The sequence below is a fragment of the Bradyrhizobium sp. ARR65 genome (genome assembly GCF_000472385.1).
Classification (GTDB): domain Bacteria; phylum Pseudomonadota; class Alphaproteobacteria; order Rhizobiales; family Xanthobacteraceae; genus Bradyrhizobium.
The window spans coordinates 1-26433 of sequence record NZ_AWZU01000006.1 but is presented as its reverse complement, the minus strand read 5'-3'; the positions used below and the strand labels follow the sequence as shown (position 1 = coordinate 26433).

The window sequence follows — 26433 nt, the reverse complement described above, 5'->3', positions numbered from 1 at the left end:
ACGGGTCGGCATCGAACATCAATATCTTCAATGTGATAGACCCACCTCATCCCCAACGGGAATGCTCCTTGCTTTGAGGACGCGCGCGCAATGCTTACAATGTGGGTTGACCCGAATCTGACTGGAACCCATGCCCGTCCGCCAACTTCCCGAACAGCTCGTCAACCGTATCGCCGCGGGCGAAGTGGTGGAGCGGCCTGCCAGTGTCGTCAAGGAGCTGGTCGAGAACGCCATCGACGCCGGCGCGAGCCGGATCGACGTCTTTACCGACGGCGGCGGGCGGCGGCGCATCGGCATCACCGACGACGGCTCCGGGATGACGGCCACGGACCTCGAGCTTGCGGTTGAGCGCCACGCGACCTCGAAACTCGATAATGAAGATCTCCTGCAGATCCGCACCCTCGGATTTCGCGGCGAGGCGCTGCCCTCGATCGGCGCGGTGGCAAGGCTCTCCATCACCACGCGCCATGCCAGCGAACCGCATGCCTGGTCGCTTTCGGTGGAAGGCGGGGTGAAGGCGAGGCCGATGCCAGCAGCACTTGGCCAGGGCACGCGCGTCGAGGTCAACGACCTCTTCTACGCAACGCCGGCGCGCCTAAAATTCCTAAAGACCGACCGCACCGAGGCCGAGGCGATCCGGGAAGTGGTGCGGCGACTTGCGATGGCGCGGCCCGACATCGCGTTCACGCTCGCCGGCGAAGAGCGCGCGCCGGTGACCTGGGCTGCGGCGCTGCCGGGCGCCGCGGGCCGGCTCACGCGGCTCGGCGACGTCTTGGGCGCGGAGTTTCGCAGCCATGCCATCGAGGTGCGCGCCGAACGCGACGGCGTGCTTGTCGAGGGCTTTGCCGCCTCGCCCGCGCTGACCCGCGCGAATGCGCTGGGGCAATATCTGTTCGTCAATAACCGTCCGGTGCGCGACAAGCTGATCTTGGGCGCGGTGCGCGCGGCCTATGCGGATTATTTGCCGCGCGACCGGCACCCGGTGGTGGCGCTGTTCGTGACGCTGGATGCGCGCGAGGTCGACGCCAATGTGCATCCCGCCAAGACCGAGGTGCGCTTCCGCAATGCGGGCCTGGTGCGTGCGCTGATCGTACATGCCTTGAAGGAGGGGCTCGCGCGCGAGGGCCGGCGCACCGCCGCCAATGGCGCGAGCGCTGCGATCGCCTCGTTCCGCCCGCAGCTCGCGCCGCGCCCCGGCAACTGGGATTGGCGCCGCTCGCCGTCGCTGCCGACGGGCCCGCTGCCGGGCTTTGCGGGCGCAGCCACGCCGGCCTTCGCCGAGCCGGATCAGGCGGTCTTCGATGTCGGCGCGCCCACCGCCGACGTGCGTTTCGAGGCGCAACCGCCGCCCGATTTGCTCGACCGCCCGCTGGGCGCTGCGCGCACGCAAATCCACGAGACCTATATCGTCTCGCAAACGCGCGACGGGTTGATCGTCGTCGACCAGCACGCGGCGCATGAGCGCATCGTCTATGAGAAACTGAAGGGCTCGCTCGCCAGGAATGGCGTGCAGCGGCAGATCCTCCTGATTCCCGAAATCGTCGAATTGGACGAGGCGACGGTCGAGCGGCTGCTGGCGCGCGATAGGGAGCTCGCTTCCTTTGGGCTTGCAATCGAATCCTTTGGCCCCGGCGCCGTCGCGGTGCGCGAGACGCCGTCGCTGCTCGGCAAGATCGACGCGAGCGCATTGCTGCGCGACCTCGCCGAGCACATGGATGAATGGGACGAGGCGCTGCCGCTCGAAAGGAAACTGATGCATGTCGCGGCCACCATGGCCTGCCACGGCTCGGTGCGCGCCGGGCGGCGCTTGCGGCCGGAAGAGATGAACGCGCTGCTGCGCGAAATGGAAGAAACGCCCAATTCCGGCCAGTGCAACCACGGCCGGCCGACCTATGTCGAGCTCAAGCTGTCGGATATCGAACGGCTGTTTGGGCGGAAGTAGCACCCCATCTCGATGTCGTCCCCGCTTTCGCCGGGACGACATCGTGCTATGCGGCGAGAGCGCGCAAGAACACGAACTCCGTGTCATCGTAGGCGCGCCGCTCCAGCTCTTCAAAGCCGTCCGGTGCAGCAAAACCGGCTGCCTTCGCCTCCTCTACCACGACGAGCGCGCCCGACGTCAGCCAGGCGCCATCACGCAAAGAGCCCAGCGCCTTCTCGGCCATGCCCTTACCGTAAGGAGGATCGAGGAACGCGAGCGCAAACGGCTCGACCGGGTGCGCCGGCCCGAGATTGGTGGCGTCGCGGCGAAAGACTTTCGTCACTCCGCCCAAGCCCAGCGCTTCGACATTGTTACGCAACAGCGCGCGCGCTTCGGTGCCGTTGTCGACGAACAGCGCAAACGTCGCGCCGCGCGAGATCGCTTCGATCCCGAGTGCACCGGTGCCGGCAAACAGGTCGAGCACGCGCGCGCCGGAAATCGGATCGCCATACGCGTGGGTGAGGATATTGAATACCGACTCGCGCAAGCGGTCCGCGGTCGGGCGGATCTCACGCGAGGCGGGCGATGCCAGGTTGCGGCCCCTCAACCTTCCACCGACAACGCGCATCTCGGAACTACTCGTCCCTTGGCTTCAAATCGCGCTTGCCATGATAGCCGCGCTTGGGGCGGCGCGGCGGGCCGTAACCGCGAGCCTCGAGTTCGTTGCGGGCGCGAGCCTCCTCGCTGCCGGTACGCTGGACCAGGACGCGGCGGCCCTTGCGGTCGGCGATCAGCGCGCTCTTGCCGGCCGGCCGAAGCTGCTTTTGGCCGGGCGATGCTTCGCGCTCCTCATCACCGCCGCGATCAGGCGCGGTTTGCGCGAAATCGCAGCCCGCCTGGGCAATGATCTTGTCTCCGAGCTGCTCGCGCAGGACGCGCGTCTTCACCTCCTCGACCGCGCCTTCGGCGATTTCACCAAGCTGGAACGGCCCGTAGGAAACGCGGATCAGCCGGTTCACCTCGAGCCCGAGATGCGCCAGCACGTTGCGCACCTCGCGGTTCTTGCCTTCCCGGATCGCGAACACCAGCCAGACATTGGCCCCCTGCTCGCGGTCCAGTGTCGCGTCGATGGGACCGTATTTCACGCCATCGACCTCGATACCGTTCTTCAGCTCGGCGAGCTGGGCCTGACTGATCTCGCCATGGGCGCGAACGCGATAGCGACGCAGCCAGCCGGTTTCCGGCAATTCCAGGACGCGCGCGAGGCCGCCGTCATTGGTGAGCAGCAACAGCCCCTCGGTGTTGAAGTCGAGCCGGCCGACGCTGATCAGACGCGGCAGCCCTTCCGGCAGATTGTCGAACACCGTCGGACGCCCTTCGGGGTCGGCATGCGTCGTCATCAGCCCGCGCGGCTTATGATAGAGAAACAGCCGCGTGCGCTCGCGCGCCGGCAATGGCTTGCCGTCGACTGCGATCACGTCATTGGCGGTCACATCAAGCGCGGGCGAATTGATTACCCTGCCATTGACACTGACGCGCCCCTGCACGATCCACTCCTCGGCGTCGCGGCGTGATGCAAGCCCGGCGCGCGCCAGTACCTTGGCGATGCGCTCGCCGGCCTTCTTGGGCTTGACCTCCTCGCGCGCGGCACGTTTGCCTGTGTCGGGCTTGCGTTCGCGATAGGCGCCACGGCCGCCGAACGCCGGTCGTTTGGCGAAACCCTCACGCCCCTCTTCGCTATCCCGGCGCGGCCGTTCGAAACGCGGGCGATCGAATTTGGGCCGATCATCATGTCCGCGCTGATCCCGCCCGCGCGCGAAGCGAGAACGCTCCTCGCCGCTACGCTCCTCGCGCGGGCCGCGCCTCTCGAAGTCGCCCTTACGTTCGCGGTCAGCGCCCGGACGCTTGGTGAAGCCTTTCCGATCCTCTTCTTGTTCGCGACGTGGTCGCTCGAAACGGGGGCGGCCGAATTTTGGACGATCCTCGCTGCCGCGCGCCTCCCGCCCGCGCGCGGATTGCGGGCGCTCCCCGCGACCGCGCTCGCCACCACTGCGCTCCTCACGTCCCCGATCATCGCGCTTGCGCCAGGGTTTTGTATCGCCAGCCCCGTCCTGCCGGCCGCCAAAACGCTTGCGTGGGCCATCTTCGCGGAAACGGCCGCGGTCGCTGCGATCTTCGCGGACACCCCAGCGCTCGCCGCGTTCCTCTCGCCGGCGGAACGGACGCTCATCGCGGTCACCGCGACCGCGCTCCCTGCCGTCCTCCTGCCTGCCCGCAAAGCCTCGCTTGGCGAACTTCCTCTCGCCACCCCGCGCCGCTTCAGCACGGTCCTTGCGGCCACCCGGCCGATCGCGCCGGCCGCGCCAAGAGGCGTTGTCTTTATCTTTGTCGCGGGGCATGAAAGGCTCTCTTTTCGTTAAGTCAGGTCAAAAGGCAATCCGCGCGCCGTCGCGGCGCTTTCTCGCAAAACCGGTATCCACTTTTGCTGAAGGCGCCCCGTTTAGCAGGTTTTGTTCGGTGATACGAGGCATGACCGCACCTTCTTTCATGGATTTGGCGCTCGCTGCGGCCCGCGGGGCCGAAAGAGCCGGGGAAGTGCCGATCGGGTGCGTGATCGTGCGCGATGGCGAGGTGATCGCCTCGGCCGGGAACCGCACGTTGGTCGACCGCGATCCCACGGCGCATGCCGAAATGCTCGCCATCCGTGCGGCGGCAGCAAGCCTCGGCAGCGAGCGGCTCATCGACTGCGACCTCTATGTAACGCTCGAGCCCTGCGCCATGTGCGCCGCCGCCATCTCCTTCGCCCGTATCCGCAGGCTCTATTACGCCGCAGCCGACCCCAAGGGCGGCGCCGTCGATTCCGGCGTGCGGTTCTACACGTCTCCGACCTGCCACCACGCGCCGGAGGTCTATTCCGCGGTCGGCGAGAGCGAGGCGGCGGCGATGCTGAAGGAATTTTTCCGGGCGCGTCGGTAGGGAACGGCTCGCGCTGCCAACTCCCCCTTCATTGCGAGGAGCCAACGGGTCGCGCGAGCGCGCGCCCGATGACAGGCTCCGCGACGAAGCAATCCAGACTTTCTCCGCGGAGACCATCCTGGACTGCTTCGCTTCCCCCGCAATGACGGTGAACTACGGCGCGGTAAAAAACTCCTTGAGCAGCTTCGCCGTCTGCTCCGGATTCTCCTCGGTCAGGAAATGCCCGGAATCGACCGGCGCGCCGGAGACGTTGGTGGCCCACATCTTCCAGGTATCGAGCGGCGTGGCAGCGGCGCGCGCGATGCCGGCATCGCCCCACAAGGCCAGCATCGGAATAGTGATCTTCTTGCCGGCATCGAAGTCCGCCTTGTCGATGTCGTAATCGGCGTAGGCGCCGGCGCGATAGTCCTCGCACATCGCGTGCACCCGCGAAGGGTCATGGAACGGGGCGAGGTAATGCTCCAGCGCCCGCGGATCGATGGCGTCGAGGTTCTTGGCCTTGGTCTGGCTCGCCATCTTGGTCTTCAGGAAGAAATCGGGGCTCGCCGTGATCAGCGTCTCCGGCAGCGGGGATGGCTGCGCCAGAAAGGTCCAGTGATAGATCTTCAGCGCATAGAGCCGGTTGATGCGTTCCCAATAATTGTAGGTCGGCAGGATATCCAGCACGGCAAGCTTTGCGAGCCGTCCCGGATGATCGAGCGCCAGCCGATAGGCGACGCGCCCACCGCGGTCATGGCCGGCCATGGCGAAATGCACATGGCCGAGCTGCTCCATGGCCTCCACCATCGTTTGCGCCATCGCCCGCTTTGTATACGGCCTGTGCTCCGCATCGCTCTCGGGCATATCCGACCAGCCATAGCCCGGCAGATCGGCGATGATGAGGGTGAAGCGATCCGCAAGTTGCGGCGCGACGCGGTGCCACATCACGTGGGTTTCGGAAAACCCGTGCAGCAGAAGCAGCGGCGGCCCCTCGCCGCCGACACGCGCGAAGACACGCCCGGACGTCGTGCTGATCCACTCGGAAGCAAAGCCGGGAAAGAGGTCGGCGAGGTCGGACATGGTGCACACCCATCATTATTTGCCGACGCCGTGGGTCTCACGCTCCGGCTCCAAGGCTTGCGCGATCCGGCTCACCTCGATGTCGGAATAAACACCAACATCGGCTTTGACAACAAGCGGCTCGGCATTACTGCGCAGCGTGCATGCCCAAAGCGGCGCGTGTCAAACTCTATTCGTAGTTGCCGCAGCGAACACGCGGCGACAGCATTTTACGACGTGCCAAACAAGCTCAAGATCCCGGACCGACGCGCGCTGCGCGTCGTCCGCAAAGACGCGCCTTTATGAACCCGCACGCTCCTTCTCCACGGCCTGCCACGCGATGTCGCGGCGACAGAAACCGTCCGCCCATTTGATGCGGTCGATCGCCTGATAGGCGCGGGCCTGCGCTTCGGTGATGGTCTTGCCCAGCGCGCAGATGTTCAGCACGCGCCCGCCATTGGCGATAATGGCGCCGTCCTTGGCGGCTGTGCCTGCGTGAAAGATCTCCACGCCCTCGACATTGGCGGCTTCATCAAGCCCCGCGATGACGCTGCCCTTCTTGTAGTCGCCGGGATAGCCTTTTGCTGCCATCACCACCGTAACGGCGGGCTCCGGATACCAGCGCAGATCAAAGTGCTTCAGCTCGCCGTCGCAGGCGGCAAGAAAGGCCGGCACGATGTCCGACATCATGCGCAGCATCAGCACCTGGCACTCGGGATCGCCGAAGCGAACGTTGAATTCGAAGAGTTTCGGCCCGTCCTTGGTCAGCATCACGCCGGCATAGAGCACGCCGCGGAACGGCGTGCCGCGCGTCTTCATGCCGGCAACCGTCGGCAGGATGATGCGGTTCATGATCTGGCCATGAACTTCGTCGGTCACGAACGGCGTCGGCGAATAGGCACCCATGCCGCCGGTGTTCGGGCCCTGGTCGCGATCGAACACGCGCTTGTGGTCCTGGGCCGAGGCGAGCGGGATCGCGGTCTCGCCGTCGCACAGCGCAAAGAAGCTGACCTCGCGTCCTTCCAGGAATTCCTCGATCACGACCTCGGCGCCGGCCGCGCCGAACGCGCCCTCGAACATCATGGCGATGGCGGCCTCGGCCTCCTGCTGCGTCTTTGCGACGACCACGCCCTTGCCGGCGGCAAGCCCATCCGCCTTGACCACGATGGGCGCGCCTTGCGCACGCACGTAATCCAGAGCCTCGGTCGCACTGGTGCAGCGCCGATAAGCGCCGGTCGGAATGTTGAATTCGCTGCAGAGAGCCTTGGTGAAGCCCTTGGAGGCCTCGAGCTGCGCCGCCTGCCTGCTCGGGCCGAAGGCCTTGATCCCGGCGGCTTCAAGGTCGTCAACAATGCCCGCCGCGAGCGGCGTCTCCGGCCCAACCACGACAAGGTCAATGGCATTCGTTCTGCAGAAGTCAATCACCGCGGCATGGTTGGCAACATCGAGCGCAATGCATTCGGCCTCGCGCGCAATGCCGGCATTGCCGGGCGCGCACCAGAGTTTTGTCAGTAGCGGAGAGCCCGCGATTTTCCAGGCCAGGGCGTGCTCGCGGCCGCCGGAACCGAGCAGGAGAATGTGCATGCGTAAACCGCAGTCTCAAACGGGAAAGATGCCAGAGCGGTTCGCACGACTCCCCGCCTCCTCGCAAGGGGGATCAGCCGATTTCACCGTCATTCCGGACGCCGCGCCGATCCGGAATCTCGAGCTTGTCTGGCATCCGCTCATATCATCGGCTCGAGATTCCGGGTTCGCGCTTGCGCGCCCCGGAATGACGGGGAACAGCTAAGATTCTCGCCCCGCTCCCGCGATGATCTCCTGCAGCGTTGCGACGTGCCGTGCGAACGCGCCGCGTCCGGCCGCGGTCGCGGTCACCGTGGTCTGCGGCTTCTTGCCCACGAAGGCTTTCTCCACCCCGACATAGCCGGCCCTGGCCAACGTTTCGATATGGGCACCGAGATTGCCGTCCGTTGCGCCGGTCAGCTTTTTGAGCCGGGAAAACTCCAGCCCGATGCCTTGCGGCAGTGCGTTGAGCGCCGCCATGATCCTCAGGCGCAGCGGCTGGTGGATGATCTCGTCGAGCTCAGCCACGCCGCTAATCCCATCGCATCCAGAGGCCGCCCAGAATAAGGCCGCCGCCGTTCACGACCGCCATCCACAACAGGAAGGCGGCGCCGAGGACGTAGAAATAGCCGATCAGCGTCAGCAGGGTGATCGCGGCTCCGATTGCGATGAAGGCGCGACCGAACCACAGGCCGGCGAGAATATAGAACAGCATGAAATAGATCGGCCAAAAGGCTGCGAGCTCGCGTGGGCCAAAATCGCCGAGCACTTGCGAGCAGAGCAGCCCGAAGGCGAAGAACAGCAGATAAGCCGCCAACAACCTGCCCTCGAAGCCGCGCATGCCGCTTCGCGCGTTTATGAGCACGCCGATCAGGAACGTGCCAATGACGCCAGCAATATTGACGGCCGTCCAGATCTGAGCGCCGTGGCGCGGCCAGCCGTAGTTCGCGAGATTGCCGATCAGGACCAGCACGCCCCACCAGATCATGATCAAGCTTGCGATCTCGTAGGTTCGCGACTGCCGCACGCGACGAACGATGTCGTCGATATCGCTCAGCGCATCGGCGGCTTGCTTGCTGTCGATCATGTGCCGGTCATTCCGCGCTTGGCGACGTCATCGGCGATTGCCGAGACGGCCTTCGGGTCACTCAAGATGCTCATGTGATTGGCGCCCTCGATCAGCTTCACGTCGACCGCCGGCGCGATCGCGTGCACGGCATCGGCGTATCTGTCCGATAACATCAATTCATCCTCGCTGCCTGCGATCAGTGTGATTGGCCGGGTCGCAGCAGCAAAATCGATTTTGTAGCCGCGGGTGGCAAAATTGCGCATCAACCGCTCGCTATAGGCCGGCACCAGGATCTTCTCCGAATGCGGCGGCACCGCATAGGCGAGCACCGGCAAGGCATCGCAGCAATCGACGCCGAGCTTGCGCAGCGCGAGCAGGCCGAGAATGCGCGGAATATCGGGGTTGGCCCAGCCGCCCGAATTGGGACGATTCGTCGGCGCGTCGTAACCGAGATAGGGCGCAAGCAGCACGGTGCGGACGAACAGATTCTGGATCGGTGAAGCCGCCACGCGTAGCGCAAAGCCGCCACCGGCGGAATGGCCGAGCAGAGTGATGGGCGCGTTCGCTGCCGTCCGCCGGATCAGTGCGACCAGATCGGCGAGATCGTCCTCGAGCTGGCCGAGATAGCCGATGTCGCCACGCGTACCGGATCCGCCGTGGCCGCGGATGTCGGGCGCAAAGGTCTCGACGCCATGGCCGGCCAAGGCATCCGCCAGGGCATGGACGGCCACGCTCGATCCCGAAGAGCCATGAACGAGGATGGTGACCGGGCCGGCCGCGGGACCGCGGGCTGCATAGTGGCGGTAGGTCAGTTGCGTGCCATCGCGCGCGCTGAAGTGCTCCAGAGCCGGCATGGTGCTGCGATCCACCGCCCGCGCGGTTTCGGAAATGGAATGCAGTTCGGGCGGCTGGACCAAGGGAGTCGCGATCATGGCAAGGAGCAGCAGAGCGGCCGCCCCGACGATGCATAGACCCCATTGCAACAGGTTCAGCGGGAACCATACCAGCCATCTCAGCATGATCGTCCTCCCTAGTTATACGATGGAGTACTCTGTATTACAGAGTATATGATAAAACAAGGCTGGATTGGCGATCGGCGGCGAAAATCCCTAACTTGGGCGCCTACCCTAGATTCGCGATTCGAGATGCCTGCTGCCGAACCTCTGATCAACGCGCCCGAATTCACCGTCTCCGAGCTGTCCAATGCCCTGCGGCGGACGGTGGAGGATCGTTTCGGTCATGTCCGGGTACGCGGCGAGATCTCTGGCTTCCGCGGCCCGCATTCCTCCGGTCATTGCTATTTCGCGCTCAAGGACGAGAACGCCAAGATCGAGGCCGTGATCTGGAAGAGCTCGCTCTACCGGATGCGGTTCAAGCCGCAGGAGGGGCTCGAGGTCATCGCGACCGGCAAGCTCACCACCTATCCGGGCGCCTCCAAATATCAGATCGTGATCGAGGCCCTGGAGCCGGCCGGCATCGGCGCGCTGATGGCGCTGATGGAAGAGCGCAAGAAGAAGCTGGCCGCCGAAGGCCTGTTCGACGAGCGGCGCAAGCGGGCGCTGCCCTGGCTGCCCGAGGTAATCGGCGTGGTTACCTCGCCGACCGGCGCCGTGATCCGCGACATCCTGCATCGCCTGTCCGACCGCTTCCCCCGCCATGTACTGGTATGGCCGGTCAAGGTGCAGGGCGATGGCTCGGCCGAGCAGGTCGCTGCCGCGATCCGCGGGTTTAACGCGCTGCCGGAACACGGCAGGATCCCGCGTCCTGACGTCTTGATCGTCGCGCGCGGCGGCGGCTCGCTGGAGGATCTCTGGTCCTTCAACGAGGAGATCGTGGTGCGCGCGGCGGCTGAAAGCCGCATCCCGCTGATTTCGGCGGTCGGCCACGAGACCGACATCACGCTGATCGACTTCGCCGCCGACAAGCGCGCCCCGACGCCAACTGCGGCAGCCGAAATGGCGGTCCCCGTGCGCAGCGAATTGATGGCCGAGGTGGAGAGCCTCGCTCGACGCACCAGGATGTGCTGGCAGCGCGGTCAGGAGAGCCGCCGCAATGAGTTGCGGGCGGCCGCGCGCGCCCTGCCTGCGGCCGGCGAGTTGCTCGCGATCCCGCGCCAACGGCTCGATGGCGCCGGCGCCGCCCTGCCCCGCGGCTTGCGCGCCAATACCCATGCCCATTTCCGCCGCTTTGTCGCGGCGAGCGCGCGGCTCACCTTGCGAGTGCTGCACGGACAGGTCGAGCAGGCGCGGCATCGACACCTCGTCTGCGGCGAAAGGCTGACCCATGCCGCGCATTCGCTGCTGCGCCGCCGCCGCGACCGCTTTGCCGGGTTAGAGGCAAGACTGAGGGCCTCAAAGCTTGCCAATGCGCAGGCGCAGCGCCAGACCATCGCGCGCCAGCGCGAGCGAACGCTAAGGCTTTCCGAGCGCGCCCATCGCGCGCTGCTGACGTCGCTGCAGCGGCTTGACGCCCGCGTCAGCCATAGCGGCCAATTGCTTGCCGCTTTGTCCTATCGCAGCGTCTTGGCGCGCGGCTTTGCCTTGGTGCGCGACGAGGCCGGCCATCCCTTGCACGGGGCGGCGGAGATCGGCGGCGGCGCACGGCTCGAGCTGGAATTTGCCGATGGGCGCGTCGGCGCGACCGCCGATGCGGATCGGCCGGCAGTGGTCCGGCCCGAGCGGCCGAAGCCAGCCGCGCGCGAGCCGAAGGCGCCGAAGCGGATCGTAAAACCGGTCGATCAGGGGAGCCTGTTTTAGGACGCCGTCATTCCGGGGCGATGCGAAAGCATCGAACCCGGAATGACGACCTAACGAACGCTCAGCGCGACAGCCACTCCGCGACGAGCTTTTGCGCGTCCTGCCGCGCTTGGGGGTCAGTGCCGACATGGCCGCGCTCGGGCAAGCCGGCATCGTCGACAGAGGCCGCCACGGCGTGGATCGGCAGGTTGGCGCGATCGAAATCATGATAGGCGCCAGGATAGATCACGATCCGCGTCAGCGCGCTGCGGCCGCGCGCGCCATCGATCATCTGCCGGCAGGCCGGTGGCGAGGACACATCGTCCTTGGCGCCGATCAGGAGTAGCGTCGGCACGCGTGCGCTCCAGCCGAGCCCGGCCGAGAGCCGGCAATCCGGATAGAAGGCGATCGCCGAGCGGAAATCCGGCTCGCCGTTGCCGGAGAGCAATTGCGGGCGCACCGCCCAGAGCAACGCGCTGGCGCCGTTGGCCCAGCCGATCAGGCTGATCCGATCGGCCCTCGCCCAAGGTTGCTGGATCAGCCATTGCCGTGCCGCCAGAATATCGGTCACGCGTTCGCGACGCGCGGTCACCCGGTGCTCCTTGGCCCGGCATTGGGGCCCAAGCCCGCGCGAGCCGTAGCTGTCCGGCAGCAAAACCGCCCGGCCGTTCTTCACGAGCTGCTCGGCCCAATCGCGGTAACGCGGCAACACGGGCTCGGAACGGCTGGCCAAGCCGCCGCAGCCGTGGAGCGCGATGACGGTCGGAAACGGCCCGTCGCCATCCGGCTTATAGAGCTGGGCGCGCAGGGTGACGCTGCCGGACGGGATCTCCACCTGGCGCGGGGCCGCCGGCGAGGACAGGGCAAGCGCCGGGGCGACAAGCAGCAACAATGCGAGGACGGCAAGACGGCGCATCGAACTCTGCAAATCTATGCCGGCGGGGGACACCAGCCTCATCCGCGGAAAAAAGTACCATGCGGTCCGAACCGCAAAACATCACGAATCAGTGGGTTTCGCAGGCGGACAGCACGACCTATTTATGTTAGCAGGATTTGAGCCTCACACCGGCAGATTACCGGGATTTAATTCGGAGCCCACAACCGTGCTGAACAAATTCGGTCCCTCAGGCCATGGGGAAGCGCAGGTGCAATACCTTGACGGCGATTTCCGCGTGATTTCGCCCGGGACCTATGTGCGCTGCGCGGTGACCGACGTGCGGATACCGCTCGATGAGCTGAAATATTGGAGCGTCGATCTGCAGGAAGCCTATGCGACGCCGACCGCCGTGCTGCAACGGCATTACCCGGAGCAGGTGAAGAAGTAGCGTCCGAAAATGTGGGACGGGATCCTTGGGGCCTGTCATCGGGCGTGCATTTGCGCGACCCGGTGGCTCAATACATCCTACAAGCTACGGTTTTCGAAATCTTTTCTCGCGCGCCTTGAACAGCCAGTCGGACACCAACTTCCTTACGCGCGCGACGTCCTCGAATTGCAAGCTCACCGGAAACGGCACGATCTCCTGCGAAAGCGCCGCAAGCTGCGCATCGCCGCGCAATCGCACCAGATCCTTTTCCGTGGTCACCAGCATCAGGCCGTCTCGTTTCGCCGCAGTGACCAGCGCCTCGATCTCACGCGCTGAAAATGGGTGGTGATCGGCGAACGCCTTCCGTTGCGCGACTTCGACGCCGGCCGCTCCCAAGGTGCGAAAAAACCGCTCGGGATCGCCAATGCCGGCGAAGGCGAGCACGCGCTTGCCCCTGAGCTTTTCGATCGCCGCCGCATCGGGTCGAAGATGAGCCGCGAGCACCGGCTTGCCGGACGCGGCAACCGCCGCAGCCACGTCCTTCGCCGCCGTGCCCGCGCCGATCACGATCAGCGCGCTGGTGCGGGCAAGCTGCGGCGCGAGCGGCGCCCTCAAGGGGCCCGCGGGAAAGACGCAGCCGTTGCCGAGGCCGCGCTCGCTGTCGATCACGATCAGCGCGGTGTCCTTGGCAAGCGCGGGATTTTGGAAACCGTCATCCATCAGGATCACGCTGGCGCGCTGCGATCTTGCGAGCGCGACGCCATCGATGCGGTCGCGCGACACCACCGCCGGAATATGCACCGCCAGCATCAGCGGCTCGTCGCCGACATCGACAGCCGTGTGCCTGCCAGCGTCGACCATCAAGGGGCCGCGCCGCCGTCCGCCATAGCCGCGGCTGAGCACGACCGGCGTCTCGCCGAGCTCGCGCAGGATGTCGGCAAGCGCGAGCACGGTCGGCGTCTTGCCGGCGCCGCCCAGATGATAGTTGCCGACGCAGAACACGGGGACGCCGGCGTCAAAACCCTTGCGAGCCATGCGCAGGCCCGCGACCGCGCCGTAGAGCGCGGCAAACGGCCACAGCAGATGCGATGTCCACGATGCCGGCCGGTGCCAAAAGGCCGGCTCACGCATTGGCGGCTCCCATCTCGAGCCGCAACTGCAAGAGATAGGGCTCGAGAGCGGCCAGCGTCCGGTCCAGTGCACCGCCAAGCTGCGCCACGACGCGCGTGGATGCCGTAACCAGCCTCTCGCGCGCGTCCTGATCGGCCAGCAACTGGCCGAGCTGCTTGACCAGCGCCTCCTTGTCGACAGCGGTTCGCGCACCGCCGGCCTGGTCGAGGGCCTTGTAGACATCAGCGAAGTTGAAGACGTGCGGGCCGTGCACGATCGCCGCATTCAGCTTGACCGCCTCGATCGGATTTTGCCCGCCATGTTCGACCAGCGAGCCGCCCATGAAGACGATCTCGGCCAAGCGGTAGAACAGACCCAATTCGCCGAGCGTATCTGCGACGTAGATCTCGGTCGCCGTATCAGGCAATTGCTGGCGCGAGCGCAACGCGGTTTTCAGACCCGCGGCCTCGATCATCTGCGCAATCGCGGGCCCGCGATCTGGATGCCGGGGGGCGATCACGGTCAAAAGTTGCGGAAACAAACCGGCGAGCGCCCGCTGGGTCTCGATCAGGATCTCTTCCTCGCCGGGATGGGTCGAGGCCGCCACCACGATCGGCCGCCCGCGCGTCAACGCCGTCAGCCGTTCCAGCTTGACCGCGTCAGCGGGTGGTGCCGGAACGTCGAGCTTCAGATTGCCTGTCACGACGACGTTGCGGCTGCCTAGTGCGGAAAAGCGTTCGGCATCGGTGCGGGATTGCGCAAGGCAAATATCGAATTTTCCAAGCAGCGCCGAAATCGTGCCCGACACCCGCCGCCAGCGCGGAAACGAGCGCTGCGACATTCGTCCGTTGATCAGGACCATCGGCAGCCGCCGTGCCGCGCTTTGCAGGATGATGTTCGGCCAGAGGTCGGATTCGATGAACAGCGCCAGCGAGGGCCGCCAATGATCGAGGAACCGCGCGACGAAGCGCGGCGAATCGTATGGCACGTATTGATGAATGATGTCGGGCGGGAAGCGCTTGGCCACGATCGCCGCCGAGGTCACCGTGCCTGATGTGACGAGGATGCGGATGTCGAGCGCCCGCAGTCTCTCAATCAAGGCGGCTGCCGCCAGCACCTCGCCGACGCTGGCGCCATGTATCCAGATCAACGGGCCTGCGGGCCGCGGATCGCGCGACATGCCGCGACGCTCGCCGATGCGCTCCGGATCCTCCTTGCCCTGCCTCAAGCGCCGATTGATCAGGGCCGGCGCCAGCGGCACCACGACCGACGACAGCTTGCGGTACACGCGCAGCGTCATCGGCAGCGAGTTAGCCACGGCCGGCCTCCGGACGCCCCACTTTGGCATAGGCGCGGCGGGTCGCCTCGTTCAGATAGGCCTCCAGCCTCAAGCGCAACCGCTCCATGGTCGCGGCGTCCGCATCGCGGGGCACGCTGATTTCCTCAACCCCCACCAATACGCCGCGCCCGAACGGCAGATTGATCGTGGTCCGGTCCCAGTTCTTTAGTCGTATGAAGCGGCTGGTGGCCATCGCAAAGGGCATGATCGGCCGTCCGGTTTCTCTCGCCAGCATGATGACGCCGAGACCGGCGACGCGCGCGCGCTTCGGCACGTCGGCGGTCAGCGCAACATTATAATTCTCCTCGAGCGCGCGCACCATCTCCCTGAACGCGCCGACGCCACCCTTGCGGTGAAAGGCTCCACCATGATCGCCGGAGCCGCGGATCGTGCCGATGCCGAGCCGCTCGGCGGCGATGGCGTTGTATTCGCCGTCGCGATGGCGCGAGATCAGGACCTTGGCGCGGTGGTCCTTCTTGGTCTTGATGAATGGCGTCATGAAATGCTGGCCGTGCCAGAACACGAAGATCGCGGGCTGGCGCGGCTCGACCATGTCATAGACATGCGGCGGGTCCATAACGAATTTGTTGGTCTTCCAGACCAGCCGCAGATACTCGGCTGCGAGGAACCCCACAGCACGCTGGAACCAGCCGCTGCGCAAAATATTGCGAAGCAGCTTCTTCAACGGCCGGGTTTCGTATCTTGGGCGGGATCGAGCAGCCGATGCAGGTGCACGATGAAGTAGCGCATATGCGCGTTGTCGACGGTCTGCTGCGCCTTGGCTTTCCAGGCTACGTAAGCAGTCGCGTAGTTGGGGAAGAGGCCGACGATATCGACTTTCTCGAGGTCCTTGAACGTGTTGTGTTCGAGGTCGGTCAGTTCACCGCCGAAGACGAGATGAAGCAGTTGTTGCTGCGGGGCATTATCTGGCATGATTCTCTTTCCTAGGATGGATGCCCGGCAAGCTCGAATCTCGCGACAGGGTCAGGGCGCTTAAACGGGCAAACGATCTCGAAAATGCGCGACAATGCTCGCATGACGATCGCGTCCTGCCGCCACCAGCACCCCGTGTGTCACTTCCCGGCAATTGTACAGAATCCCCTCGCCGGAAAGCGCGGTCATCCTACCATTCGCTTCCTGCACGATCAAATGAGCCGCCGCAAGATCCCAGTCGTGACTATTGCCGCCGGCAAACGCCGCATCCAGACTTCCATCCGCGACCCGGCACAGCCGAAGCGCCAGTGAAGCGATTCGCGGATGTAGCGTGATGTCGCCTGAATCGGTAGTGAGCCGCTCAACCAGCGGTTTCGGGCCGGCGACGCGGGTGAAATCCAGCGCCGTACCGGGCGTGGCCAGCAGCTCCATCTCGTTGCGGGTGGCGCCCTGTCCGCGCACGGCGAAAAAGAATTCGTCGCTGGCCGGTGCGAACACCGCGGCGAACAGCGGCGTGTTGTCCTCAACCAGTGCCACGCTCACGCACCAGTCCTCGCGCCCGGCGAGATAGCCGCGCGTGCCGTCGATGGGATCGACGATCCAAACACGCCGTTTCGCCAGCCGGTCCGCGTCGTCAGCGCTTTCCTCCGACAGCCAACCGTAGTGGGGGGTTGCGGAGCGCAACCTCGCCTCGAGCAGGTCGTTGACCGCGATATCGGCCTCCGACACCGGGGAGGAGCTGCCCTTGATCCATTTTTTCAGATCGGTGCGGAACAGCGCGAGCGCCAGCGCGCCGGCCTCGCGCACGGTGTCCTTCAGGAGTTCTGCATCGCGCGACAATGTCTCACGGCTAACGTCCGCCAAGCGTCAGTCCCTCGATGCGCACGGTCGGCGCGTTGACGCCGTAACGGAACTCCAGGTCGTTGGCCGCAATCATCGACTTGAACATCGGCAACAGGTGGCCGGCGATCGTGACCTCGCTCACCGGATAGGTGATCTCGCCGTTCTCGATCCAGAAGCCGGACGCGCCGCGGCTGTAATCGCCGGTGACGCCATTGACGCCGGAGCCGATCAGGTCGGTGACGTAAAATCCCTGCTTGATATCCGAGATCAGCTCCGCGGGCGTGACGGTGCCGGCTTCCAGATGCAGATTATACGGCCCCGGCGAGGGCGAGGAGGAAACGCCGCGATGGGCGTGACCGGTGGTCGCAAGGCCGAGTTCACGCGCGGTGGCGCAATCGAGCAGCCAGGAGGTCAGAATGCCCTGATCGATGATGGCCAGCTTTTTCACGCTGACGCCTTCGGCGTCGAAAGGCTGGGAGCGCAAGCCGCGCCGGCGCAACGGATCGTCGATGATGCGGATGTTGCCGGCGAAGAGCTGCGCGCCGAGCTTGTCCTTCAGAAAACTGGTCTTGCGCGCGATCGAGGCGCCGTTGATGGCGCCGACGAGATGGCCGACCAGCGAACCCGAGACTCGGGGATCATAGACGACCGGCACCTGGCAGGTTTCGACCTTGCGCGGATTGGCCCGCGCAACTGCGCGCTCGCCGGCGCTGCGGCCGACGCGCTCGGGCGAATAGAGATCGGCGGCATGGGGCGCGGAGCTGTAGTCGTAGTCGCGCTCCATCGTGGTGCCCTCGCCCGAGATCGCCGTCATGGAGATGCTCTGACTGGAACGCAAATAGGCACCATGAAAACCCGAGCTCGTCACCAGCACCATGCCGCCAATGCCGGCAGACGCCGACGCGCCGCCAGACCTGGTGACGCCTTTCACCCCAAGCGCCGCGGCCTCGGCCTCCTGCGCGCGTCGCTCGAGTTCGGCAGTCGAGGGAGTGGCGGGATCGACCAGATCGAGATCGGGCAGATCGCGCGCCAACAACGAGGGATCGGCCAGCCCGACATATTTGTCTTCCGGCGCGACACGCGCCATCGCGACCGCCCGCTCCGCGAGCTTGGCCACGCCGTCGCCGGAGACGTCGTTCGTGGAGACGACCGCCTGCCGCTGCCCCACGAGCACACGCAGGCCCACGTCGTCGCCTTCCGAGCGCTCGGATTCCTCGACGCGACCATCGCGGACTTCCACGCCGTGCGAGACGCCGCGCACCGCAACCGCGTCGGCGGCGTCGGCGCCGGCACGCTTGGCCGCTTCCACCAGCCGCTGCGCAAGATCCGACAAGGCGGTTTGGTCGAACAGGTCCGAACTCGTGCCTTTGGCGTGCGTCGATGAGGATGGTGAAGAGATCACGAACAGATTCCCGAGCAATGGAGGGAGTGTCGGAAACAAACCCAATTCATGTCAGATGTGCGCAATTGGCGCGGACTTCAAGCATTTTCACGAGCCGGAAGCCTAAGAATCTCCGCTCTCTCGCAACATCTCGTCAATCATGCAAGCCAAGGTCTTGTCAATCATGCCGCGCAAAGGAGCGGCGGTGACTTTGGATTAACCAGGCTTTTTAAGGCGAAACCGACGGGACGCGGCGTAAGGTCTCGCGCAACGACCGGGGAACAAAATCCCGGCGGGGAGACCAAAAGCCGTGAGGCGTCAAACAGCAACGGGCGGGACCAATCCCGCCGGGTCGAGCCGCGCATTGCGGCTCGACCCTCTCTCTTTGCCAGTCAGCTTTCACGCGCATGATGCCCGCGCCGACGGGTTCGTGCGGCAGGTCGAGCTCGATCGCGAACGCGTCGTGCTGCGTCGTGCCGTTCGCGGCATGCGCATGGCGCTCAGACTCCGCGTCAGTGATTTTCTCGGTGTTGCCTTGTGCGACATCAAGGATGGACGGATGCTGGTGCTGGCGCACCGCGATCCCTCGCTCAGCGTTCCCCTCTGCGTCGGCGTCGACGAGGAGGAGATCGCAGCCGCCTGGCAGCTCTGGAGCGATGTTTTCGCGCTGCCGATGTTGCAGGATGCGGCCTGCGAGCCCGCACCGCGACGTCGGCGTCGCAACGCAATCCGCGCGCGACGGCCGAAATTCCTGATGCGGCGGCGCGCCGGCAATTTGCTGGAGCCAGCGAAGATCCACCGCGGCGAGCGCGAAATCATCTCGCGCAATTGAAATATGCGCTCGCCTCCGAATGAGCGGGCATGCTCTGTCGAACCGTCATCCCGCCGTTTGTCGCTGGAGGTGCCAACGCGAAGCGGCGGCCTCGAAGGATGAACGGCCTCGCTGCTGCAGTCGGGCCGTCGCCTTCGAGGCTCGAGGAGCCTGTCATCGGGCCGCGCTTCGCGCCGACCCGTTGGCGAGCACCTCAGGGTGACGGTGAAACTTGGGAGTCCGTTTCGATCAACAGCTATGCGCGTTAGATGCGCATCACGGCGTCGATCAGCAGGCCGGCGAACAGCAACAATCCGGCATCGCGGTTGGATTTGAAGATGCGCAGGCAGAGCAAGGGATCGTCGATCTTCAAGCGGCTGATCTGCCAGGCGAGATGGACGGCAAATGCAGCAAGCCCGAGCCATGCCGGCCAATGCACGCCGGCAAGCAGAAACGCCGTGCCGATCAGGACCACCGCAACTCCGTAGAAGACCACCAGCGCCTCGTGCGTGCGGGTGCCGAACAGGCGCGCCGTCGACTTGACGCCGATCAGCGCGTCGTCCTCGGCATCCTGATGCGCATAGATGGTGTCATAGCCGATCACCCAGGCGATCGAGCCCGCGTAAAGGAGGAGCGCGGTGGCGTCGATACGCTGCAGGATCACCGCAAAGCCCATCAGCGCGCCCCAGGAGAACGCGAGTCCCAGCACGACCTGCGGCCAATAGGTGATCCGCTTCATGAACGGATAGATCGCAACGACCAGGAGCGAGGCGATGCCGGTGATGACGGCGAAACGATTGAACTGCAGCAACACGAGGAGACCGACCAGCGCTTGCGCCGCCAGAAAGATGAGCGCCTGCCTCACGCTCACCTGGCCCGCGGGAATCGGGCGCGAGCGCGTGCGTTCGACCCTCGCATCGAGATCGCGGTCGGTGATGTCGTTCCAGGTGCACCCCGCACCGCGCATCGCGAACGCGCCGAGGAAGAACAAGGCAATCGTCAGGGGCAATTGCGAGAGGTCGTGCGCGACGCCTGCCGCCAGCGCCGCCGACCACCAGCACGGCAGCAGCAGCAGCCAGGATCCGATCGGCCGGTCCAGACGCGACAGCCGCAAATAGGGCCGCAACCAGAGCGGCGCATGGGTATCGACCCAGTTGCCGGTGGAATCCGCAACGCGTGCCGACGCGTCGCTCACGGTCTCACCGCTCCAGCACGTTGCCGTTCAGCGTATCGAAGGTGCTGCCGCCTTTCTTGACCGGCGTCGCCTCGGGCGCGGAAACCGAGGAGCCCAGCACCTCGCTGAGCGTCGGGCCAGCAGGGCCGCGTGCCTGCACCTGCTGCGCCACCGCGCAAACCTTTTTCTGCAGCGCTTCGGTGTTCTTGTGCCCGGACTTCAACTGATCGGCGATCTGCGGCGGGATTCCGCATTTGGCCGCATGCGCCTCGACATACTTGATCATCTTCAATTCGGCCTGGCCGAAATTGCCGATCAGCTTGCAAGCCTCATCCGGCGAAGCATGCCGGTCGCTCGCAGCCTTGATCAGTTTGCCGCGTCGCTCCGCCTCCTCGCGCAGCGGCAGGAATTCCTTCATGCAGGCGTCGGAGGGGCCGGCCTGCTGTGGCGGTGCCGCCGGCACAAAGCCGCCGCCACCACCCATGATCGGCGCCGCGCCGTTGCTTGGAAACGAGGTACTGCTCGGCGGCGCGCCGACCGAGGCGCTGGGGGCCGCGCCATTCACCGGCGGAAAGGCAGGATCGTTCTTCACGACACCCTGGTTGGGGAGCGGCGCGGGAAACGCGCCTTGCGCCCACGCATGACCGGCGTAGGCGGCAATGACGGCGACCGTGAACGGTCCCAGCAAGCGGCGGATGATCAAGGCTGTTTCTCCGGCAAGTCCTTGTGATCCCCCTAGTGTCCCGGCACTAGCGTCTACCCGATCACGGCGCGATGTTCGATTAAGGGCGTTATTACGATTCCCAGAGGTCGTTAACAACCCGTGGAATTTGGCAACAGCGCGGCGCGAGGCCGCAGGCACGGGCGAATATTTGTCCCTGATTCTAAGCCTTTAGGCTAAAACCTGGGCCTAATTGGGAACATCACTTATGCCTGAATTCGACTTTCGCGCCCCCCGCCTTTTTGTCGACGCATCGCTGGCGACGGGGGCGACCGTCACGCTGGAGCGCGACCAGAGCAATTATCTCGGCAATGTGCTGCGGCTTGCGGCCGGTGACAACATTTTGGTGTTCAACGGACGCGACGGCGAATGGAAAGCAGCTATTTCGGGCCGAAAGCGGCCGGACACCCTTACAATCGCCAGCCAGACGCGCCCGCAGGATCGCCTCCCCGACCTCGCTTACGTCTTTGCACCGCTCAAACATGCCCGGCTGGATTACATGGTGCAGAAGGCCGTTGAAATGGGCGCATCGCGCCTGCAGCCGGTGCTGACCCGCTTCACCCAGGTCGCTCGCGTCAATGGGGAGCGGATGCGGGCCAATGTCATCGAAGCGGCCGAGCAATGCGGCATTTTGAGCCTCGCCGAGGTGGCCGACCCCGTACCGCTTGCGCGTTACCTCGAGAATCGCGAGGAGCAGCGCCTCTTGATTGTCTGCGACGAGGCCGCGGAGACCGCCGATCCCCTCCAGGCGCTGCGGAAAGGCCGCGCGGATGGCCGCGGGATCGATGTCCTCGTCGGGCCTGAAGGCGGCTTCGCCGAGGAAGAGCGGAAAATTCTGGTGCACCAGCCGCATGTTTTGCGGCTTTCACTCGGCCCGCGCATCCTGCGGGCCGATACGGCAGCTGTGGCCGCGCTGGCGCTGGTGCAAGCCGCACTCGGCGACTGGACGGACACGCGGGAATAACCTCCCTCGGCCGACTTTTCCGTTAAGCGAGCTGGCCGATGCCTGTCGAAACTGCCAGCAAGCCATGCTAATGGGCAGCCCAACTTCGAGCCCCCTGGAATCCCGTTTAGATGACCGAAACCGCTGCCTCGACCGGAACTGCCGCATGGGCGAGCGCCCTGCTGGCCTCGTTCGCCCAGGCGGGCTACGAGCGGGCGGAGCCTGCCATCCTGCAGCCGGCCGAGCCCTTCCTGGACCTTTCCGGCGAGGACATCCGCAAGAGCCTTTACCTGACCACGGATGCGAGCGGCGAGGAACTCTGCCTGCGGCCTGACCTCACGATCCCGGTGGCGCGGGACTATCTGGCCTCGAAGCGGGCCGGCCAGGTGGCCGGCTTCAGTTATCTCGGTCCGGTCTTTCGTCATCGCGGAGGGCTGAGAAGCGAGTTCCAGCAGGCCGGAATCGAGTCCTTCGGGCGGCAGGATCGCGCCGCCGCGGATGCCGAGATGCTGGCGCTGGCGCTGGAAGCGACCGGCGCGCTCGGCGTCAAGGAGGTGGAGATCCGCACCGGGGACGTGGCGCTGTTCAATGCGCTGATCGACGCGCTCGATCTTTACCCGGTCTGGCGGCGGCGGCTGATCAAGGATTTCAATCGCAAGGTCTCCCTGGAGCAGGATCTCGAGCGGCTGACGCTCGCGACCGGCGCCGGCCGCAACGAATATGAGGGCGTCCTGGCCGCGCTTGCCGGCTCCGACCGCAAGGCGGCGCTGGCGCTGGTGACCGACCTGATGTCGATCGCCGGGACCGCCCAGGTCGGCGGACGCACGGTCGCGGAGATCGCCGACCGCTTCCTGGAACAATCGACGTTGAAGGGCGGCGCGCTGCCGCGCAACGCGCTCGGCCTGATCAAGCGCTTTCTCGCCGTCTCCGGCGATGCCGACGAGGCGGTCGCGCAACTGCGGGCGCTGGCGCGCGACGCCAGGCTCGACATCGCCACGGCGATCGATCAGCTCGAGGCCCGGGTCGGCTTCATGGCTGCCCGCGGCATCGACGTAAGCAGCTTGCGCTTCTCGACCTCGTTCGGGCGCGGCCTCGATTACTATACCGGCTTCGAATTCGAGGTGCATGCCAGAGGCAGCGGCAGCGAACCGCTGGTCGCCGGTGGCCGCTATGATGGGCTGATGACGAGGCTCGGCTCGGCCACGCCGATCCCGGCCGTCGGATTTGCGATCTGGGTCGAAGCGCTGACCAGGATTGGCCGCAAGCCTGCCGATAGCCGCAGCGCGAGGACATCATGAGCGCCCCCTTCGTTCTCGCGGTCCCGTCCAAAGGCCGGTTGCAGGAAAACGCGGAAGCGTTTTTCAGCCGCGCCGGCCTTACCCTCGCCAAGCCGCGCGGCGCCCGCGAATACCGCGGCACCATCGCAGATCTCGACAATGTCGAGATCGCCTATCTCTCGGCGAGCGAGATCGCCTCGCAATTGGCGCGCGGCGCCGTGCATATGGGCGTAACCGGCGAGGATCTGGTGCGCGAGACCATCGTCAACGCCGACAAGCGCGTGCTGTTGATCGATGCGCTCGGCTTCGGCAACGCCAACGTCGTGGTGGCCGTGCCGCAGGCCTGGATCGACGTGCGCACCATGGCCGATCTCGATGACGTCACCACGGGCTTCCGCGCCCAGCATAACCGACGGATGCGGGTGGCGACCAAATACATCAATCTCACCCGCACCTTCTTCGCATCACATGGTGTGGTCGACTACCGCATCGTCGAGAGCGCCGGCGCAACCGAGGGGGCGCCCGCGACCGGCACGGCCGAGCTGATCGTCGACATCACCACGACCGGCGCGACACTGGCCGCCAATGGGCTGAAGGTGCTCGATGACGGTGTGATCCTGCGCAGCCAGGCCAATCTCGTCGCCTCGCGCGACGCCGACTGGTCGAGCGATGCGCGCGAAACGGCGCGCGTGATCCTCGACCACATTCACGCGCGCTCGCGCGCCAGCAAATACCGCGAGGTCCGCACCCGTTTCAAAGGATGCGATGCAGCAATGCTGGCCGAGGCGCACAACCGCTTCGGCGTGGTCGCCCCCTTCGGCGGACCGACTTCGTCGGGCATGCTGACGCTGCACTGTCCGCCGGCGCAGATCTACGCGCTCGGCAGCTTCCTGCGTGATCACGGCGCCGATACGGTATCGGTGGCCTCGTTGGACTATGTGCTGGACCGCGAGAACCCGCTGTTCGCCAAGCTCGACGCATTCCTGCGGACGTGAGCGATTGCACCTCGCCCGCGCCGACGAGACGAAGCGTTGCGCGGTGGCGACAAGGGCGCATGATTGCAATATGTTAACTTGTTAACGGTGGGACGAGTTGGGAAATCCGATCGATGATGCTGGGTAGCGACGTTTCGAACCTGTCCACCACTGCGGCCAATGCCGCGGCGAAGGGGCTGTCGATCGTCGTGCCGATGTACAACGAAGCAGCGGGACTGGCCGCGCTGCACCAGCGCCTTTGCGAACTCGCCAAGGCGCTGCGCCACCGCTATGCGATTCGCTGCGAGATCGTGTACGTCGACGACGGCAGCAAGGATGGAACGCTTGCGATCGCGCGCGCTTTGCCGGCCGATGCGCTCGACGTTCAGGTGGTCTCGCTATCGCGCAATTTCGGCAAGGAGGCCGCGTTGATGGCGGGGCTCGATCATGCCCGGCTCGGCGCCGTGCTGTTCATGGACGGCGACGGCCAGCATCCGCCGGCGCTGGTCGAACAGCTCGTCAGCCACTGGATCGATGGCGGCTATGACGTGGTCTATACCGCCAAGGCCCATCGCGACAATGAATCATTCTTGCGGCGCCTTGCGGTGCACGGCTTCTACGCGCTGATCAATTGGGGCGCGCGGCAAAAGATTCCGGAGGATGCCGGCGACTTCCGCCTGCTCTCACCCCGCGCGGTCGCGGCGCTGCGGCAGCTTCCCGAGCGCAACCGCTTCTTCAAGGGATTGGCGAGCTGGATCGGCTTCCGGCAGATCCGGGTCGATTACGAGCCGGCACCGCGCGCGCATGGCGTCACTACCTTCAATTTCATGCGGCTGCTTGGCCTGTCGATCGAGGGCCTGACCTCGTTCTCGGTGGCGCCTCTGCGCTTTGCGAGCCTGCTCGGCGTTCTTCTCGCCTCGGCCGCCTTCCTGTTCGGCCTGTCGATCATCTGGGAAGTCTGGACCACCGGAAAGCAGGTGCCCGGCTATCCCTCGCTGGTGGTCGGCCTGATGACCATCGGCGGCGTGCAGCTCATCATGATCGGCATCGTCGGCGAATATATCGGCAAGATCCTGTCGGAGCTGAAGGCGCGTCCGATCTACTTCGTGGCCGAACACAGCGAGAAGCGCTTCGAGGCGGACCGGGACGAGAGCGCCGGCGAAAGGACCGCGGCCGAATGAGCGCCGCCGCGCCGCTCGCGCGCATCTGGCTGTGCGCCGACGACTACGGTATCAGCCCCGGCGTCAACCGCGGCATTCGTGACCTGATCGAGCGCGGGCGTCTCAATGCCGCCTCCGTCATGGTCGTCGGCCCCGCGATCGGCCGCGAGGAAGTTCAGGCGTTGGAAAGTACGGCGCGCGCGAGCCCGCGCTGCGCCATCGGCCTGCACGCCACGCTGACCGCGCCGTTCCGCCCGCTCTCCATGCATTTCCGCCCGCTCGACGGCGGCCTGTTTCCGCCCTTTGCGAAACTGTTTCGTTTGGGCTTGTTGCGGCGGTTCGATCCCGAGATCGTCAATGCCGAATTGAAGCTGCAGCTTTCAACCTTCAGCGAGATGTTCGGTCGCGCGCCGGATTTTGTCGACGGCCATCAGCACGTGCAGCTCTTCCCGCTGGTACGCGATGCGTTCCTCGACGCGGTGAAGGAATTGGCGCCCACGGCCTGGGTTCGCCAGGCCGGTCGGCCGGGACCCTTTGCCGGCCGGCTCAACGCCCCGAAAGCCCTCTTTCTCGACGCCTTGAGCGCGCAATTTCGCGCGCGGGCGGCGCGCGCCGGCATCGCGGTCAACCCCGCCTTCGCCGGCGCCTATGATTTCTCCAGAAAGCCCGATTTCGGCCGATTGATGTGCGAATTTCTAGAAGGCTTGCCCGACCAGGCCGTAGTGATGTGCCATCCCGGATTCGTCGATGACGTTCTGGCCAGCCTCGACCCCTTCACCGATCAGCGCGAGCGGGAGCACGCCTATCTGGCAGGAGAAGAATTCCCAGCGCTCCTCGCCGAAAAACAAGTCACATTGGGCTGAAAGGCGCGGACGACAAGAGCGCGGACGCGATGTCGCATACCTAGTCGTCCGTGAAGAACCTGGATTTCAGCTCGGGACGAACTGAGGTCGAAGGATGAGCTGGGCGAGCCGCAACAAGAGCTCCAGCCAGCGGATGAGACGCCGGAAGTTGTAGCCGGCGGCGGCGAGGACGGCATTGGTGGCATCGCCCTNGCGGTGCCAGAGATAGTTCCGGCCCATCCGATGCTCGGATTTGAGGTGGCCGATGACCGGCTCGATGGCGGAGCGCCTTCGCATCTCGCGTTTGATCTTGGGCGTC

General features: G+C 65.4%; 27 protein-coding genes and 1 pseudogene. 11 read left to right on the top strand and 17 right to left on the bottom strand.

What is annotated here, in order from left to right; translation table 11 throughout:
* Window positions 1-130: 130 nt before the first annotated feature.
* Window positions 131-1942, top strand: coding sequence for a DNA mismatch repair endonuclease MutL (gene mutL / locus F758_RS0109250; RefSeq protein WP_024507599.1), 1812 nt, complete (start codon window positions 131-133; stop codon window positions 1940-1942).
* Window positions 1943-1988: 46 nt separating this feature from the next.
* Here mutL and rsmD read toward each other — a convergent pair whose 3' ends face one another.
* Both rsmD and F758_RS0109240 read right to left on the bottom strand, forming a co-directional pair.
* Window positions 1989-2549 carry a 16S rRNA (guanine(966)-N(2))-methyltransferase RsmD gene (gene rsmD, locus F758_RS0109245; RefSeq protein ID WP_024507598.1) on the bottom strand — a complete coding sequence of 187 codons (561 nt, stop codon included), beginning with the start codon at window positions 2547-2549 and terminating at the stop codon, window positions 1989-1991.
* Window positions 2550-2556: 7 nt separating this feature from the next.
* On the bottom strand, window positions 2557-4320 hold the full coding sequence (locus tag F758_RS0109240; RefSeq protein WP_024507597.1) for a pseudouridine synthase: 1764 nt from the start codon (window positions 4318-4320) through the stop codon (window positions 2557-2559).
* A gap of 130 nt (window positions 4321-4450) precedes the next feature.
* Between F758_RS0109240 and F758_RS0109235 the strand changes: the two genes are divergently transcribed.
* Window positions 4451-4897: a nucleoside deaminase gene (locus F758_RS0109235; RefSeq protein WP_024507596.1), complete on the top strand. Its 447-nt coding sequence runs from the start codon at window positions 4451-4453 to the stop codon at window positions 4895-4897.
* 153 nt (window positions 4898-5050) lie between these two features.
* Here the strand turns inward: F758_RS0109235 and F758_RS0109230 are convergent, their stop codons facing one another.
* On the bottom strand, window positions 5051-5956 hold the full coding sequence (locus F758_RS0109230; protein WP_024507595.1) for an alpha/beta fold hydrolase: 906 nt from the start codon (window positions 5954-5956) through the stop codon (window positions 5051-5053).
* Window positions 5957-6013: 57 nt separating this feature from the next.
* Here F758_RS0109230 and F758_RS0109225 point away from each other — a divergent pair, with 57 nt between their 5' ends.
* A complete protein-coding gene (locus tag F758_RS0109225; RefSeq protein ID WP_157449922.1) occupies window positions 6014-6241 on the top strand; it encodes a hypothetical protein in 228 nt (75 codons plus the stop codon).
* Here the strand turns inward: F758_RS0109225 and purD are convergent.
* The 4 genes from purD to F758_RS0109205 all read right to left on the bottom strand — a co-directional run bounded on the left by purD (window position 6236) and on the right by F758_RS0109205 (window position 9586).
* Window positions 6236-7519, bottom strand: a complete 1284-nt coding sequence (gene purD, locus F758_RS0109220) for a phosphoribosylamine--glycine ligase (protein ID WP_024507593.1) — start codon at window positions 7517-7519, stop codon at window positions 6236-6238. The genes F758_RS0109225 and purD overlap by 6 nt on opposite strands.
* A 201-nt stretch (window positions 7520-7720) precedes the next feature.
* Entirely contained in the window at window positions 7721-8026 is a 306-nt protein-coding gene (locus F758_RS0109215) for a winged helix-turn-helix domain-containing protein (RefSeq protein WP_024507592.1), read from the bottom strand.
* A 4-nt stretch (window positions 8027-8030) separates the two neighbouring features.
* On the bottom strand, window positions 8031-8585 hold the full coding sequence (locus F758_RS0109210) for a hypothetical protein (protein WP_024507591.1): 555 nt from the start codon (window positions 8583-8585) through the stop codon (window positions 8031-8033).
* Complete coding sequence (locus F758_RS0109205; protein WP_024507590.1) at window positions 8582-9586, bottom strand: alpha/beta hydrolase; 1005 nt, start codon at window positions 9584-9586, stop codon at window positions 8582-8584. The genes F758_RS0109210 and F758_RS0109205 overlap by 4 nt, the downstream gene beginning before the upstream one ends.
* 126 nt (window positions 9587-9712) lie before the next feature.
* Between F758_RS0109205 and xseA the strand changes: the two genes are divergently transcribed.
* Window positions 9713-11323, top strand: coding sequence for an exodeoxyribonuclease VII large subunit (gene xseA / locus F758_RS0109200; protein WP_024507589.1), 1611 nt, complete (start codon window positions 9713-9715; stop codon window positions 11321-11323).
* Window positions 11324-11384: 61 nt separating this feature from the next.
* On the opposite strand, the gene F758_RS0109195 is transcribed toward xseA, so the two are convergent.
* Complete coding sequence (locus F758_RS0109195; RefSeq protein WP_024507588.1) at window positions 11385-12218, bottom strand: dienelactone hydrolase family protein; 834 nt, start codon at window positions 12216-12218, stop codon at window positions 11385-11387.
* Window positions 12219-12405: 187 nt separating this feature from the next.
* Between F758_RS0109195 and F758_RS0109190 the strand changes: the two genes are divergently transcribed.
* Window positions 12406-12627: a DUF2093 domain-containing protein gene (locus F758_RS0109190; protein WP_024507587.1), complete on the top strand. Its 222-nt coding sequence runs from the start codon at window positions 12406-12408 to the stop codon at window positions 12625-12627.
* An 84-nt stretch (window positions 12628-12711) separates the two neighbouring features.
* Here the strand turns inward: F758_RS0109190 and lpxK are convergent, their stop codons facing one another.
* Genes lpxK through F758_RS0109160 form a run of 6 tightly spaced genes read right to left on the bottom strand, consistent with a single transcriptional unit; the run spans window position 12712 to window position 18233 of the window.
* On the bottom strand, window positions 12712-13737 hold the full coding sequence (gene lpxK / locus F758_RS0109185) for a tetraacyldisaccharide 4'-kinase (protein ID WP_024507586.1): 1026 nt from the start codon (window positions 13735-13737) through the stop codon (window positions 12712-12714).
* A complete protein-coding gene (locus tag F758_RS0109180) occupies window positions 13730-15034 on the bottom strand; it encodes a 3-deoxy-D-manno-octulosonic acid transferase (protein ID WP_024507585.1) in 1305 nt (434 codons plus the stop codon). The genes lpxK and F758_RS0109180 overlap by 8 nt, the downstream gene beginning before the upstream one ends.
* A complete protein-coding gene (locus F758_RS0109175) occupies window positions 15027-15740 on the bottom strand; it encodes a lysophospholipid acyltransferase family protein (RefSeq protein WP_024507584.1) in 714 nt (237 codons plus the stop codon). Before F758_RS0109175 ends, F758_RS0109180 begins: the two co-directional genes overlap by 8 nt.
* Complete coding sequence (locus F758_RS0109170) at window positions 15737-15988, bottom strand: DUF4170 domain-containing protein (RefSeq protein ID WP_024507583.1); 252 nt, start codon at window positions 15986-15988, stop codon at window positions 15737-15739. The genes F758_RS0109175 and F758_RS0109170 overlap by 4 nt, the downstream gene beginning before the upstream one ends.
* A 60-nt stretch (window positions 15989-16048) precedes the next feature.
* Entirely contained in the window at window positions 16049-16852 is an 804-nt protein-coding gene (locus F758_RS0109165) for a 3'(2'),5'-bisphosphate nucleotidase CysQ (RefSeq protein WP_024507582.1), read from the bottom strand.
* Window positions 16839-18233: a TldD/PmbA family protein gene (locus tag F758_RS0109160; RefSeq protein ID WP_024507581.1), complete on the bottom strand. Its 1395-nt coding sequence runs from the start codon at window positions 18231-18233 to the stop codon at window positions 16839-16841. The genes F758_RS0109165 and F758_RS0109160 overlap by 14 nt, the downstream gene beginning before the upstream one ends.
* A 289-nt stretch (window positions 18234-18522) precedes the next feature.
* On the opposite strand from F758_RS0109160, the gene F758_RS0109155 reads away from it, so the two are divergent.
* Window positions 18523-19044, top strand: a complete 522-nt coding sequence (locus tag F758_RS0109155) for a DUF6101 family protein (protein ID WP_024507580.1) — start codon at window positions 18523-18525, stop codon at window positions 19042-19044.
* 244 nt (window positions 19045-19288) lie between these two features.
* On the opposite strand, the gene ubiA is transcribed toward F758_RS0109155, so the two are convergent.
* Window positions 19289-20218: a 4-hydroxybenzoate octaprenyltransferase gene (ubiA, locus tag F758_RS0109150; protein WP_024507579.1), complete on the bottom strand. Its 930-nt coding sequence runs from the start codon at window positions 20216-20218 to the stop codon at window positions 19289-19291.
* Between the two features lie 4 nt (window positions 20219-20222).
* Complete coding sequence (locus tag F758_RS0109145; protein WP_024507578.1) at window positions 20223-20897, bottom strand: hypothetical protein; 675 nt, start codon at window positions 20895-20897, stop codon at window positions 20223-20225.
* A gap of 229 nt (window positions 20898-21126) precedes the next feature.
* Between F758_RS0109145 and F758_RS0109140 the strand changes: the two genes are divergently transcribed.
* The 5 genes from F758_RS0109140 to F758_RS0109120 all read left to right on the top strand — a co-directional run bounded on the left by F758_RS0109140 (window position 21127) and on the right by F758_RS0109120 (window position 26135).
* Entirely contained in the window at window positions 21127-21882 is a 756-nt protein-coding gene (locus F758_RS0109140) for a 16S rRNA (uracil(1498)-N(3))-methyltransferase (RefSeq protein ID WP_024507577.1), read from the top strand.
* Between the two features lie 110 nt (window positions 21883-21992).
* Entirely contained in the window at window positions 21993-23159 is a 1167-nt protein-coding gene (locus F758_RS0109135) for an ATP phosphoribosyltransferase regulatory subunit (RefSeq protein WP_024507576.1), read from the top strand.
* A complete protein-coding gene (gene hisG / locus F758_RS0109130) occupies window positions 23156-24133 on the top strand; it encodes an ATP phosphoribosyltransferase (RefSeq protein WP_024507575.1) in 978 nt (325 codons plus the stop codon). Before F758_RS0109135 ends, hisG begins: the two co-directional genes overlap by 4 nt.
* 113 nt (window positions 24134-24246) lie before the next feature.
* Complete coding sequence (locus tag F758_RS0109125; protein ID WP_024507574.1) at window positions 24247-25293, top strand: glycosyltransferase family 2 protein; 1047 nt, start codon at window positions 24247-24249, stop codon at window positions 25291-25293.
* The gene (locus F758_RS0109120) at window positions 25290-26135 is read left to right on the top strand and encodes a ChbG/HpnK family deacetylase (protein ID WP_024507573.1); all 846 of its coding nucleotides are present in this window, start codon (window positions 25290-25292) and stop codon (window positions 26133-26135) included. The genes F758_RS0109125 and F758_RS0109120 overlap by 4 nt, the downstream gene beginning before the upstream one ends.
* A 66-nt stretch (window positions 26136-26201) precedes the next feature.
* Here the strand turns inward: F758_RS0109120 and F758_RS0109115 are convergent.
* A pseudogene (locus tag F758_RS0109115) lies at window positions 26202-26433 on the bottom strand (IS5/IS1182 family transposase); the annotation flags it as partial.